The sequence below is a fragment of the Bartonella sp. TT119HLJHH genome (genome assembly GCF_042193385.1).
Classification (GTDB): domain Bacteria; phylum Pseudomonadota; class Alphaproteobacteria; order Rhizobiales; family Rhizobiaceae; genus Bartonella.
The window spans coordinates 1-14,585 of the sequence record NZ_JBHILS010000019.1; the positions used below are offsets into that span (position 1 = coordinate 1).

At 40.7% G+C, this 14,585-nt stretch carries 10 protein-coding genes and 3 pseudogenes; 1 reads left to right on the forward strand and 12 read right to left on the reverse strand.

The window, feature by feature from the left end:
• The 3 genes from ACFIJL_RS07760 to ACFIJL_RS07770 all read right to left on the reverse strand — a co-directional run.
• On the reverse strand, positions 1-5,057 hold a 5,057-nt coding region (locus ACFIJL_RS07760), incomplete at its 3' end, for a filamentous hemagglutinin N-terminal domain-containing protein (protein ID WP_375624013.1).
• Positions 5,058-5,148: 91 nt separating this feature from the next.
• Positions 5,149-6,909, reverse strand: a complete 1,761-nt coding sequence (locus ACFIJL_RS07765; RefSeq protein WP_375624015.1) for a ShlB/FhaC/HecB family hemolysin secretion/activation protein — start codon at positions 6,907-6,909, stop codon at positions 5,149-5,151.
• Entirely contained in the window at positions 6,902-7,081 is a 180-nt protein-coding gene (locus tag ACFIJL_RS07770; RefSeq protein ID WP_026500659.1) for a hypothetical protein, read from the reverse strand. Before ACFIJL_RS07770 ends, ACFIJL_RS07765 begins: the two co-directional genes overlap by 8 nt.
• A gap of 255 nt (positions 7,082-7,336) precedes the next feature.
• Here ACFIJL_RS07770 and ACFIJL_RS07775 point away from each other — a divergent pair.
• Positions 7,337-7,994, forward strand: a pseudogene (locus ACFIJL_RS07775) (type ISP restriction/modification enzyme); the annotation flags it as partial.
• A 1,150-nt stretch (positions 7,995-9,144) separates the two neighbouring features.
• On the opposite strand, the pseudogene ACFIJL_RS07780 reads toward ACFIJL_RS07775, so the two are convergent.
• From ACFIJL_RS07780 to ACFIJL_RS07820, 9 genes and pseudogenes are all read right to left on the reverse strand, one after another.
• Positions 9,145-9,249, reverse strand: a pseudogene (locus tag ACFIJL_RS07780) (transcriptional regulator); the annotation flags it as partial.
• An 18-nt stretch (positions 9,250-9,267) separates the two neighbouring features.
• Positions 9,268-9,345, reverse strand: a pseudogene (locus ACFIJL_RS07785) (Killer protein); the annotation flags it as partial.
• Between the two features lie 13 nt (positions 9,346-9,358).
• Positions 9,359-10,291, reverse strand: a complete 933-nt coding sequence (locus ACFIJL_RS07790; protein ID WP_375624018.1) for a DMT family transporter — start codon at positions 10,289-10,291, stop codon at positions 9,359-9,361.
• 11 nt (positions 10,292-10,302) lie between these two features.
• Positions 10,303-10,521, reverse strand: a complete 219-nt coding sequence (locus ACFIJL_RS07795; RefSeq protein WP_375624020.1) for a hypothetical protein — start codon at positions 10,519-10,521, stop codon at positions 10,303-10,305.
• A 3-nt stretch (positions 10,522-10,524) separates the two neighbouring features.
• Positions 10,525-11,058 (reverse strand): SDR family oxidoreductase, encoded by a 534-nt coding sequence (locus tag ACFIJL_RS07800; RefSeq protein ID WP_375624022.1) that lies wholly within the window; start codon positions 11,056-11,058, stop codon positions 10,525-10,527.
• Between the two features lie 152 nt (positions 11,059-11,210).
• Positions 11,211-11,969: an HAD family hydrolase gene (locus tag ACFIJL_RS07805; RefSeq protein ID WP_375624024.1), complete on the reverse strand. Its 759-nt coding sequence runs from the start codon at positions 11,967-11,969 to the stop codon at positions 11,211-11,213.
• A gap of 132 nt (positions 11,970-12,101) precedes the next feature.
• Positions 12,102-12,863, reverse strand: a complete 762-nt coding sequence (locus tag ACFIJL_RS07810; protein WP_375624026.1) for a carboxymuconolactone decarboxylase family protein — start codon at positions 12,861-12,863, stop codon at positions 12,102-12,104.
• Between the two features lie 773 nt (positions 12,864-13,636).
• The gene (locus ACFIJL_RS07815; RefSeq protein WP_375624028.1) at positions 13,637-13,909 is read right to left on the reverse strand and encodes a type II toxin-antitoxin system RelE/ParE family toxin; all 273 of its coding nucleotides are present in this window, start codon (positions 13,907-13,909) and stop codon (positions 13,637-13,639) included.
• 4 nt (positions 13,910-13,913) lie between these two features.
• Positions 13,914-14,132 carry a TA system antitoxin ParD family protein gene (locus ACFIJL_RS07820; protein WP_005773872.1) on the reverse strand — a complete coding sequence of 73 codons (219 nt, stop codon included), beginning with the start codon at positions 14,130-14,132 and terminating at the stop codon, positions 13,914-13,916.
• Positions 14,133-14,585 lie beyond the last annotated feature (453 nt).

Sequence of the window (14,585 nt, forward strand, 5' to 3'; positions counted from 1 at the left end):
TCTGAAATCGCGTTGAGAGCGCCACCACTGGTGAAATCCCCATTGCCCTTGGCTTTAAACTTTCCCTCAAGGTTAAGCTCACCACCTGTGACAATGGTCAAATCTCCATCACTGTTGACTTCTGCCAAACGGTGCTCACTGCTTTGGGCGTTATAATGCCCTTTTTCCAATGTCTCCTTATGGTCACTCTCTAGCACTAATGAACCAAACGTAGCAGAACCACCGACAATCACCGTCGTTGATCCACCACTGCTCCATTGCCCACCGCTCATGCTTAAATCGCCAAGGGATTGAATATTTAAATCCTGTATAGAAATGATTTGAGCCTGCTGCCCATCTCGATCAACAAAACCATATTCATTCGTGTCACGGATTTTAGCGGTACCATCAATGATTGTCTCAGCATTGAGGGTGATGATATCCCCCAGAATAACACCGGAAGAATTGGCTAAAAGCCCTTGGCTGCTCAGATCTACAGCACCGCTGCCAAGCAAAAACCCACCATTATTGAACAACGTTTGCGTGGTCGAAACATGCAATGCACCATTACTTGATATGGTACCGCTATTGGCAAAACGATCCGTCTCTATAGTGACGCCATTGCCTTTTATTCTAGCACTGGCAAGGTTTCCTTGCTGCGTTTTTGCCCCATAAACATCTTGTGCTAAAGAAGTGTTTGGCGCCAAATAAACGTGGGGCACTAAGACTTCTTGTCCGTCGACAAGGTGGGTCTCAAGCCAGATCATATCCTTTTTGATCCCAGCAATCTGCTGAAGCGTTAAGGGCTTGCCTAGCTCTAACCCCAAGGGATCTTGCTGCTCCACAGCATTGTCATAGAGCCTTTGCATTTGAGCATTGGGATCTTCAACATCAAGAAGAGTGCGATTACCTGTCAGCTCAAAGATTTGCTCACCCACCAGACGATATTCAAAATAAGCATCCCCTAATCTTTTAAACACGTTCTCAGGCTTATAATTGCCAATCTTTTTTAAGTAATAGTCCGATCCCAAAAATTTACTTGGGTTGATAAAGTCCTGTCGCGTCTCAACTAAAAACGGCACATCCGGTGATTGGGTCTGGTCCAATTCTGTCTTGACAGAGTTTAGCCCATCTTGCGTTGGCACCTGTATGGATTCTGGTGTGGGTGTTTTTGTGCTTGGTGTAAAAAGCCCTTTGTGCCCTTTCAAACCATTGATAATCCCATCTAATCGATCATCACTAATCAGTGGTTTGGAACCGTCAAAATCGGTGTTTTTAACACCAGCCAAACCTTTATCGCCAGAGCTTAAGCCAACTTGCTCAACCCCCTCACGCACCGCATGATTATCAATATAGCCTGTCAACTTGGCATCAAGCGTGCCACCAGCTTCAATCGTGCCGTAAACAGCATCATAAGTGCGTTTGGTTGTTTGGGTAAAAGTAGGACCGTCCCATTCTTCTGCACCTTGCGCTATACATCCTGGATTTGTGATACTACATTGCTTATATCTGTAGCGTGTTTTAGTCACAATCTTGGTTGTTTCGATTAAATCGCGCCCCTCATTGAGCAGCGTATCACCCTGCATCTCAATGTTGCCATTAGCAGCAATCAAACTATAACTATTGCGGATATCACCGGCATGAACCGTGAAATGGCGCCCTACCAAAATCTGGGCAGCATTATTGATAAAATGAGGCTGCTGACGAATGATCGTAGTGTCGATATTTTTCTTGATCCTTGTGTGTTTATCAACATTTGGGATATTTTCCCATTCTCCTCGCACGTAACTGTGAGAAATCACTTTATCGCTAACTTCAACCCCACCTTCGCGCATGTTGGTGAGAGCTGAGACATCGAAGGTCATATCGCCTGACACGGCTTCTAAAAGCCCCGAGCTGTTGATCACATGACCAGCCCGCTCTCCACTTAAGCCACGGATGATGAGATTGTCTTCAGCAATGACATCGGCAAACTTATTAATAAAATCCCCATCTAAGGAGAAAATGGCAGATTTCTTGGCATAAATCAGCCCACTATTACTCAGATCAGCGCTCACATTGAGCGCAACCCCATCACCACTTGAACCAATACTGCCGGCATTGTCCAAAACATCTGCGGTTAAAACAAAAGCGCCACCACTTTTGAGAACACCGTCTTCACCATTTAAAACCAGAGCAACTTGCCCCAATGACGGATCATGACTTTCTGCCACAAGCGTAAAACTGTTACTGGCTAAAAGCTGACCTGAATTGGCTAAAGACCCAAGCTTCGCATCAACAACACCGCCCACCATAATACCGGAATTGCTTAAAACATCATGGCTGTTGAGAGTAAGTACTCCGCCTTGCGCTTCCACAAGCCCATCTTGGGTGAGTGTGCCTGCCTTCAGCGTTACATCATAGGCGCCAACCTCACTTGTCTCGCCCATTGTCAAGATGCCATCACTGGAAAGCTCTATCCGCTTTTTAGAGACAATGCGCCCCGTTTGGTTCAGAGTGTTTTGCGCATGCAAAGCAATGGTATCATTGCTTTCTATCGTGCCACTATTGCTTAAATCACCATGGCTGGTCAGTTGAAGGTCACCACGCTCAATCTCTATGTGCCCTGCTTGGATCACACTATCAGCAACAATATTGACTGCCCCTTGCGTCGAAATAAGACCATCAACATTCTCAAAACTGCCCACATCAATGCGCAAACCATCCCGCGCTAAAACATGCGCACCTTCATCATGTGTAGCGTTTTGTTGGTCTGAATTTGTCGTTTCAGCGCTTTTATTGACAAAAGACGTTGCAACAATCTTCATCTCACCGGCTAAAGCACTGAGAAGACCAGCCTCATTATTTATATGACCAGCACGTATCTCTTTCAGCCCACCAATGGTGAGAGCCTCTTCAGCAATAATTCTGCCCTGTATATTGCTCAGATTACCATCACTGAATAGATCCATAGATTTTTTGGCGTAAATCAGCCCACTATTGCTGACATTCCCTGCCACATTAAGGGCAACATTCTCACCACTAGAGCCAAGCACACCGGCATTGTCTAATTGCCCTGCGATCACAACAAAAACGCCACCACTTTGAAGGACACCTTCGGATGTATTCTCAAGAAAAGCTTGTTGCGGATCGACGCCTTCTTGTGCGTTTACCATCAAATGCAAATCATCGGTTGCAATAAACGTCCCTTGATTGGTAAATGCACCAATATGAGCATCGACACTCTCACCACGCATTGTGCCGCTATTGATAACCCCATCACGCACTTGAAGGGTTAATGCTCCTTCTTGGGCTTCCACAGTCCCTGCTTGGGTTAAAGCATCAGCACTTAAAACCACATCATAACTTAAAATCGTGCTCTCTTGACCGGTTGTGAGCATGCCCCCCGCTGTCAAGGCAACCTGCTGCATACTGACAATATCACCCGTGTGATTGAGGGCTCCATGGGCATCCAGCGTTATCTTCCCATTAGACCAGACAGTGCCTTCTTGGACAAGATCACCGCTACGCGCATAAAGGTCTATTTTTTGTTCTGCAACTAAATGAGCGCCTGATGTAAGCTCTGCCGCTTGCACCAAAAGAGAGCCGCCGGCGCTATAATGTCCAGCACCTACAGTGAGCGCATCATCGGCGCTCAAGACAATATTCCCCTTGGCACCAATATGGTTGTTTAAAGCAGTGATTTGATTGGTTTTAATGGTCAGATCGCCAAGGGAAGAAACCCCTGTTTGATCATTGTCTTGCATGCGGCTTAGATCAATTGTTGCTGCTTGGATCTCTAAAAGATCACCGGCGGCTATCCGCCCATTTCCCGCCTCAAGCTTTGTCGCTTTTAAGTGCAAAGAACCCGTCGCTGACTGTTGACCATCACTTCCAATACCGCTTGCTATAAGAGCATGAGACTGGAGCTTGATCACATCGGCGCGCACATCAACAGCACCGCTTGCCGCAACGCGAGCTTGCTCAGCCAATTCAACATGTTTCAAAGCCTTCAGTTCAACCGCTTCTTCTGAAAAAAGCAGATCTTTCACATGCACACTATCGTGGTGGGAACGCGCTTTTACCGCACCTTTGGCGCGTGCTTTGGCAATCACCAGCTTGCCATCACTTGTCAATCTCATGGCGCCTGCATTGGCAACCATGTCTCCGCGCATCTTAACGCCGGCGCCTTTATCATTGGCAATCACGCGGATCTGCCCCGCATACATTCCACCAAACTCACTGGAATCAATCGCCAATTCTGGCTCTTTGCCATCAGAGCCAAGAGAAGTTGCTTCGCGCTTATGATAATCAAAATGATTGTGACCAGCGATAACAGCCAAATCCCCTTTGACCTGTATGGGACCTCCGATACTGATCTTGCGCGAAACAAGATCAAAAATATCTAATGCACTTCCATCAGCTCCACGAGCGCCTATGGTGATATCACCACCCTCAACACGCAACCCACTCAAAGCCCCATCGGCTCCAATGATCGGTTGTCCGGTCGATAAAGTCACCCGTGGAGTATTGATAAAGCCACAACCGTTACAGGTAATCCCATTGGGGTTGGCGATAATAACATCCGCCATATGCCCGTGGACTTCGCTCACGCCTTCAAGACGCGAGCGATTGGCACTCACCACTTCATTAAGGATAACCTTTGCTGCACCGCTATAACGCAAATTGCCGTTGCCTGGCACCAATCCCCCAAGCTGTGAACGCGAGACTTCCTCAGTCGAATTGTTCAAAATCACGCCATGGGTATCAACATTGAAACTGTCATATTTGTTATGAGAAAGACCCTGACCATTGGGGCGCACAATATCAATCAGCGGCACATCATTGCCGGCTTTCCCCACCGTGGGGCGGAAAACAGAACCAACCCCGTCAGCTGCTTTAATCCCTTGGCTCTCTTGTGCAACAGGACTTCGCGCTCCAAGCGCTTGTGCTTGCAACAACAAAGGCTGAAAAGCTAAGCAAAAACTTAAAACCAGTGAAAGCCCCTTATGGATCCCTCGCTGCAAAACACAAAGAACGCGCTTTCCTCGCTTGTATCCATATCTCAATCTATGCTTTTGATCTTTCAATCCCCGCATCTTCAGCTCCTCATAAAATTCTTTATCTCTTAAAAAAAATAACCCATATGGGTGTAAACAGCGCAGCGATATTTTTTACCGCCCCTTTGCTCTAAAATCTCAATAATGCCCGCACTTGAAATAACCCTGTCGCATTTCCCTTTTCTCGCACTGTCGATTGGGTTAAAATATTCGAATAAGACACATCAATATCCGTAATGTCTCCGGTTGCATGGAAACCAAGAGTTGCCCCAACGAGGCTCCCGCCAAAACTGTTTTTGTTTGCATCATTGGCCACGGCCCCCAGATCAAGCGCCATATAAGGGGCAAATTGGCTTATAAATTTACGCCCCATTCTCGAAGAAAAACCTGGCAACAACAGCGACAATTCATTGCGCCAAAACGCCCCATTATTGCCGTAATAAATCGCCTCACGCACTCCGCGTACAGAGGAACTACCACCAAGCGATATTTGTTCTGAACTAAACAATGTGTCGGGTGATAATTGTCCTGAAAACAGCGTGTTATAGCGAAAGTTATATTGTTTGAGCGAAAAAGGACGCACGTAGCCTAGGGAAAAAGACAATTTGGAAAATTGCCCTTTGGGTGAATTTTTTGTTGCATTCTCTTGCTCCTTATCGTCATAAGCGCCAAGAATTGCCAACCCTTTATGAAACCCTATATGCGCGCTTAACTCTCCTCCAAGCCACTTGCGCGAATGATCAAGCTCAAAGGTTGCAATAGCCAGTTTACGGCTGGAAACATCAACCCGACTGCCCATAATAAAATTATCAGAATATTTCCATGTTAAGCGTCCCGTAAGCCAGGTCTTTCCCTCTTGATCACGGTCAATAACCCGTGAAATCCACGGTGTCAGCGATAAAGACTTACCCTCAGTCATAATATCGGAAAATATCCCCTTAACACTCGAATGATATTGGCTCCACGTCCCATCAAAACCTGTTGTCCACGTGCCATAGGGAAGAGAAAATGATCCCGTTAGAGTATCACTATTGGGGCGCTTGTGAGAAAAATGATACGGACTACCATCCATAGAACGCTGATAGCTAAACGACCATTGATCATTGATCCCCAACAGATCATCAAAAGAAAGGCTCAAGCGCGTTTGATAAATTCCTGTTGCTTTAGCACCAAGATTATCGCTGGAAAGCGTAATAAGCCAAGGTTTCTGTTTTTCAATATGAACATCGAGTATCGAACCACCCGAATTGCTCCCCGCACCAAGATTAATGGTAGCTTGGCGTGAGAAAAGCCGATTGATTTGATCAAGCCCTTGCTCTATCTGGCGCAGATTGGTCGGTTTTCCAATAAGGTTTGGAAAAGCCGTGGTGATTTCTCCTTGAGATTTCCTTCCAACTTTATGCCCATCAAGGGTAATATCTTCCATCACACCTTCAACAACAACAATCTTGAGATGACCGCCGCTTAAATCTTGCTCAGGCAAATAAGCCCGCACCGCAATATAGCCGCGCTTCATATAAAGCTTGGTCACCGCTTTGAGCACTTTATTGATTTCGGCAATCCCCAAACACCGTCCTTCCCAAAGAGAAATGGCTTCATGAAGGTCGGTATGAGAAATCAACTGAGCATCAACAAATTCAATGCTTTTGATCAGCAAACAGGTTGTACTAGGCGAAGCACCATAGGCAGATGTGGTATCATCGTCTGGCAAAAATACCTCATGGGTTTTGTTTTTACGCTGCAATTGCTGAGAACGCTGTTGTTGTGTTTGTTGTCGTTGGATGCTCTCTGATTGATTAATCGCTTTCTCACGAATGTTTTCGGCAAAACTCGGCAATGAGAAAAGGCACAAAATAGCCGCAAAAACAAAAGTGAAAAAAAATCTATGCATTCATTGTGTCCTCAAAATGAGCAACAAAATGAACCATATCATCAGCGTCACAGAAAAAATCGCCAACCGCGTAACAATTTTTTAATTTTTTGATGAGAATAATACTTATAACATCTGAGAGAAAAGCATAGACTGTACTGTATACACCTGCTTTATGTGTTGTGCAAACCATATCATTTCCCCCGCTTTTGAAGATTTTACAATGACACTGTTAAATGACAATCATATGCTCTATATGCTTCTTAATTTTAAGGTGTTGCATGTAATATAATCTTGAGCTTCAAGTAAAGACTGTTATTCATAGAATAGACCAAATTTATTGGAACTGTTACATATTAGAGACAACAAGAAACACTCCATTATTATCGCTTGATAAGAAAAATAGCATGACGATAGTTTATTTACTAAAACAAGAAAAAAGAAAATGCGTAATGCCATAACTGATGAAGGATTAGCGCATTTTAAAACTGCTTATCCCAATGAAAAAACACTAAAGATGATCTGTTTTATTATGTTTACGGTCTTTTGCATTCAGAAGATTATCGCACTCGTTATGTCAATAACCTCTCTAAAGAATTGCCGCGTATCCCGTGTGTAAAGAATGCTGATGATTTTGGAAGTTTGTAACAGCAGGGCGTAAATTGGGTCATTTGCACGTAAACTATGAAACTGTAGAACCTTATCCTGAGACCTTTAAAAAGGGTAATCCAAAATTAACTGACATCTCTAATCCCGAAAAGTTTTATTATGTGACTGAAATGAAATTCGCAAAAATTAAGGATAGTAAGGAAAAGAATAAATCAACAGTTACTTATAATAGCAATATCATCATGACAGATCTCCCTAAGTAAGCTTATGAGTATATCGTCAATGGCAAGCCTGCTCTTGAATGGTTTATGGGGCGTCAATGTGTAAAAACAGATAAAAAGAGTGGTATTGTGAATGATGCCAATCACTATGCTGTTGAAACCATTGGCAACCCTGCTTATCCATTAGAGTTGTTTCAAAGGGTTATTACTGTAAGTTTAGAAACAATGAAAATTGTTAAGAACTTACCAAAATTAGAAATTAGAGAAACCAAATAACTTATAAAGCATGCTCACATGATAGGCATATTAACCTCACAAGGGGTATAAGGTCTTATACCTATAGGTTCTATATCACTTTTATAAATTGCTTACATACAATCTTTAAAAGGAGTATTTATATGCGTTATTCTAAAAAGAAATCATTTGCACTTTTAAATACTCTTATTTTGATTGCCTTTAAAAGATTATATCGTAATCTAAAATGATAGCTTTATCCTTTTCAAAAGCTTTGTTTAAACAGAATTATGTATATTCATTTTCTTATATTACTTATAGGTTTTGAATGTTTCTACCCCCACCCCCCCCAAAACCTCCAAAACTCACAACCATAATGGTCTTGATAGCATTTATTATGATTATAATCCCTTTCTTTTGAAAGGCTTTAAAAGATCACATACTCTCATAAGACATGTTTTAATCATTCACTAAATGATCACTTTTGTCGATTCAATGTACTGACATAAACTGACAAATATATATTTACAGTTGTATTTATTTATTATGGCTGTTTTAATAAGTTGTATTTTGAAAAATTGATAAAACTTAACTTATTGAAATATAATGATTTTAATTTTCTCTCATTTAAAAAAAATGATATAGGTTCTAAAAAGAACTGACAAAAATGACAAAAGTTTATTAAAAGGGATTTTGCTCATCTCTATAATGATCAGTTTCTATTGAGATGTTTTCATAAGTGTTTTCATAACAGGCAATAAATCGCAATTATCCTATTTATCATTTCTCTTATGAACATGAAAAATGATGCCATGGCTATAAAGAACATAACAGCTATAGAGAAAGCAAAAATGCAAATGAAAGCATTTTTTATAAGAGCGCGGTGCTATTAAGGTTGTTTAAATTAGAGCCCCTTATAAACAAAATTCACAAAAAATTTAAAATTCATTTAGTAAAAAAATGATAGTTTATAAAGCTAAAAATACGCATTATGAGAGCGTTTCTAAATATTATAAATATATAGATTCAGAAAATAACGCAATCGTTTCATAAAACCTACAATATATCTTTAAAAGCACATAAATATAAAAGAAGCAATTAATAAGCATAAGATATTATCAATACACAACGTATTTAAAAAATAAGAAAAAATATCAAAAAAGATAAAATATTATTTGACAATAAATACGTATTTTGTTATATGAAGATGATACGCTAATTTTTGTATTGTTATCCCCATTTCTTCTAAAAAAGCTACTTTTAGAACTTCACTAGAATGGGCGGGGTTATGCGTCATTTGTTTTCATTCCTTTCATCAATGGTAATCTTGATAATCAACAAGCTCCACATCTGTTCCGATAAAGCGAAAAATAACACGCCAATTTCCATTCATCTTAAAAAGTATATTACTCTTTATGCGCATTGGGAACGGCTTTTCTAGATCCTAGTAAGCTGAATATATAGCCTTGTCCGATTAGAACTCCAAAAATCGTAACAAAAACGCCTATGATTTGCATGATTTGAGGGATGAAGCCGAACAGGATTTGCACCAATAAGGCTGAAATAGGTACAAAATTGAAAAATATCGCCGTCTTACCCGGACCTCGGATCGCTATTCCAATATTCCAAAATAGGTAGGCTAAAACTGATCCTGCACCCCCCATCCAAAGGAGTGCGAATAAACTAGCGCCGGACATAGACATCGTTTCTTGAAGAGGGGATTCGAATAAAAAGGTTAGGACGCCAAGGGCGACGGTGCCAGAGAGCATCGTCCAGCTTGTTGTTTCAAGCGGGGTTGCGTTCTTGACAAATGACCGCGTGCCCACGGTATAGAACGCCCAACCAATGGAACCTAAAAGAATCATAATATCTCCTTTGGCAAAGGAAACATGGTTAGACAAAAATCTCCCATTTGTTATGACTAAATAGACCCCGAACATACTAATGAGCATCCCTATAACCCTCTCACAGGTTGGGAAAGATTTATTCATGATAGCTTCAATAATATTAGCACTAATAGGGGTTGTCGCCATGATGAGGGAGGCTGTTATGGGATTTGACGTTTGCAAGCCAACAAATAAAGCGCCATTAAACCCTGCCACACCGATAATCCCTAGGAAAATATAAGAAATAAAATTTTGCGATAAAACATGCCACCGCAAGCCTTCTTTGAAAATCATAATTAAAAATATGGCGATTACGGCAATGAGAAACCGCTCAAAAGAAGCTGTCCATGGAGAAACAGTCGTTAAAGCTATCTTAGTGGCTTGGAAATTGGAACCCCAAAAAAAGGTTCCTACGAGGGTTAAGACAAGAGCTATTCTGGGCGTGATTTTCATTGGATAGATCCTTATACTTGATACCAAAGTGGAGCATCGAGACGTATAGAAGAAATTTGTGCGGTATTAGATGAGGAAAGAATAAAGTTGACCGCGGAAGCAATGTCATCTGGGTGAAGCATTTTGGCAAGATTCTCTGGAGGTATCTCTGGGAATCCTTTAAAATTGCGACGAAAATCCGTATTAACTTTATCAACTTGGATTGAACAAACACGAATATTTTGTGGCATTCCCTATAAGCGCAACCCACCAGTATAGCCCTCTACAGCAAATTTAGAAGAAGAATAGGAAATTAAAGAAGGATTGTATTCTACACCCCATATGGATGAAATATTTATAATATCGGCGCGAATTTCCTTTTTTAGATAGGGTAAAGTAGCAGCTGTTATATAGAACATTCCTTTAATATTCACATCAAATGTTTCAGCACATTCTTGAGCATCAATTGTTTCTGGATCGCCACTATAACAAATGCCTGCTACATTAACTAAGACATCAAGACCACCAAATTCTGAGATAACCTTATGGACAGAAGAGTCAATGGCTTCTTTATCGCGGATATCAACAATCAATTTACATAAGCTTGCCGTATCGATGGAGGTTGGTAGTTCTACGTCAATGATGTCTGCACTTGCTACCTTATGACCATTTTTCAATAAGTTTAGAACAATTGCTTTACCGATGCCGCGAGCGCCTCCTGTGACTAAAATACGTTTCTGTTGTTGTGAGTAAATTCCGGTCGTGTTTTTTATCATTTCGTTTAGCATTTTCTATACCTGAAGTTGTAATTATTAATATTCAGCTAGTTTATTTTTAGCCATGCATTATGTATTACTGTATTATATTTAATGTATTGAGTATTATTAAATTGTTTAAATAATAAGATAGCCTTAAAGTTTATTGTGATTAGGTTGAATAACTAAAGAACTGATATTTCATGTAAAGACGTCTCATTAAAAGGAAATACCTTTTTAGAGGAGAATGCTAGAGTTTGTGATTCTTTAGGTAGATTTAAACAGCGCCAACCATGCTTGTGAGCATACGCCTCAAGAAAAGGATCGCCAATAACAGCGACAGGATGACCTACAAGCTTCAGCATATGCTCATCGGAAATATCATCACCGTAGGCCCAGCAGTTCTTAAGGTCACCACCATGTTTTTCAATAAAATCCTGAATCGCAAGCGCTTTTCCAACGCCGATCGTTTGCGGAGGGACGAAACGGCCATTATATTTTTGCCCATCATGCAATAGTTTTGTGGCCAAGATGTAAGGTACACCTAGATGTTCTGCAATGGGGGCTAGAATTTCTATAAAAGAGCCGGATACTAAGACCGGCTCAATTTTTTGGCTATGATGGGATTTTAGTTCTGTTACTACTTCTTGGATTAAGAAAGTAGGATTAATCAACGCGCGCTTTGCCCAAGTTTCTGCACATCTTGTTACTTCTGCTACAGCACGTCCGGCAAAAAATTCATAAAAGCGACGGTTTATTACGCTGCGCGGACTCTGGTTATCATGGTGTGCACGTAAAATAGCAGTAGTATCTGCATATTCCTCTTGGTGAGCGTTGGTTGAAAAACCTAGCCAAGATTTATACCAGAAATCGTGGAAAGCGAGCATACTCTTGCTCCGAATAAGGGTGCCATCTACATCGAAGAATGCATACGCAAGGCTCATTATTAATTTCTCCCTTCAAAAAAAATTAAATTCGTAAGTATCACGCTTTTGATAATAATGATGTTGCTGGCAAATAAATTTCTCTATGTCTCCTTGCGTGAGGCAAAAACTTCTTTAGCAATTTCAACGACATTAATCGCTGCAGGAAAGCCTGCATAAGGAGCAATGTGAAATTGCTAATTCAATCACCTGTTCGGGCGTGCCACCTACATTAAGCAGACCCTGTATATGCAGCTTCAGCTGTGGAATCGCAGTTCCTAACGTTCCTAACGCTGCCACCGTTATAATTTCCCGTTCAAAGAAGTTGAGGATAGGCCGTGTGTAGATATCACCAAACCCAAACTCAACAACAAAACGAGCTAAGTCTGGAGCAATGCTACCCAGTGTCTTAATAATCATTTGTCCATCGGGGCCATCAATATGTTCTAGTGCCTTCAGTCCAGATTCGTAGCGATCCTCGCATACTAATGGCGAGCTGCAACTAGATATGAAGTCTAGTTGCTTTTCATCAAAGACCTCTTTTGCAGCAAAAACACTATTTAAGGCTGCTGGAAACCCTGCATAAAGTGCCAACTGTATCATTACTTCAATCAGCTCAGCAGGACTACACCCAAAATTAAGAGCACTGGTAAGGTGGAATTTGAGTTGCCGTCTTGCATTACCGAGAGTTGCAAAGATGGCAACGGTGGCAAGCTGCCGAATACGGCTTGTTAAGTGAGGTCGCTCATAAATTTCTCCATACACAAAAGAGATGATGAATTTTGCGAGATCAGGGGCAACATCGGCCATTTCTTCAAGAATTGAAGGGGTCTCGACCAATTCCATAGAGCGTAAACGCTCCACGCCCAATTCATAAGCATTTTTCTTATAATTTACAAATGTTTGTTCTTGCATGTAATGGCCCCCTCCCCACGGAGCCTTAGTTGGATAAGGCTTTTACTTTCCTTAAAGACTAAACCTTCAATTAAAATGCAATACCTTATCTCCTCTTGCGGATTTGCATTGCATGAATCGTTATCGTGCTTTAATATCCTAGTCAATCATTTTTGTAAATTTATTTTATATTATTTTTCATTTTTTACATTATAGGCAATCCTTATGAAGCTATAGCAGATAGTAAGGGATTTTTCTATGGCATTAATATTACGTTGATGCAGCAGGCACGTGTAGCCTTTCCAGACGTTGTACTTAAGACTGAGCTAAAATTAGCAAATTAAACCCTTCTTATTCGTATTTGCGCAAGAGAACTGAGGTGTAACTTGTTGAGCGTAGAAACACCATGCATGATTATGTGCGCATTGAGCTATAGGACTTAGTTGTATTTAGTATTTTGCGGCTTGAATTTACCGAGGAAAGTGCGAAGCGTTAAATTTATAACAGATGCTACTGACTTACCTCTAATCTAGTAAAGTTCTATCATGACAAAGCCATTTGTTGGGGTGTACGGAAGAGCTTTGTTTTTAACTCAAGTTATAGGTATGTAATAGCAGATGAGTGCAGTACTCCTTTGCTGCAAAGTCCTCCAATCGGTTTAGCTAAAAATATTATGCCGCAATTAGGTGCCCAATATAGCTTGATCATATCTATAAATTTTGGTTTAATACCTTTAGCACTGGAGAACTTTAGTAAAATTAATGCTGTGTGCCTCTATCAAGTTGTAAAATATATTATGCTTTAAGATCTCGGTAAAAATTTTCATGAGAGCCAAGTGCTAACAAGGTCAAAGTAATCGTGTGATCTTCATAGCTGTAAGCAAGCAGCGTCAATTGCTTGGCCATTTTAAATTTATAGACAAAAACACCAGAAAGATCACCTGTTTTGGCTTGACCAATGGTGGGCGTTTTCATAATGACGCGAACAGCTTGGTCTAGATCTTTTTTTTGGTTGGCATGCAGTTTTTTGACAGTTTTTTTAAATGAATGGGTTTGTAAAACTTGCATAGATTCAGCCAAATTCGAATGCTGTTACATCGCCATCTGCATTTTCTTGTTGTCCAAGTAAGATTGCTTGAATAAATTGAAAGGAGAGATCTGGATTTTCTTCGGCTATTTTGCCCATACGCGACCAATATTCAATTTGCTTAGGAACCGAGCGGCTATAAACAGACGCGTAACGCTTAGCCTCATTAATGAGATCATCAGACAGTTTAACAGTTGTAGCCATGACTATACTCCTACCTTACAATAAGGTGGTAATATAGTTCAAAAGGTGTTAAAAAGCAACCTTTGAAACACAATAACCTTAGCAGATCTCTAACACAATTCCTTCTCTCACAGCCATCTTTCTTAATATCTGAAAGAAGAGAAAATAAAAGATAAATTTAGAACTAAATGATCGAGAATAAGCTCTAAAAAGGTTCGGGATAGGCAGAAAATAAGTTAAAAGAATCAACGGAATCAAAATTCCCGAACTTCTATATAATCTATTGATTTTATATAAATATAGCATTCCTACCCCCTCTGTAGCTTGCCAGCAGGTTTTGTATAATTTGCCACTAGGTTTTGTACCAATTTATTTTTTTTCAAAGAGTTTTAAAGGTGTTCTCAAAGGGTCTTCAAAGACCTTTCAAAGATCATTTAAAGCCTCTTTTTCTTTTCTGCTCAAAATCGCAATTTT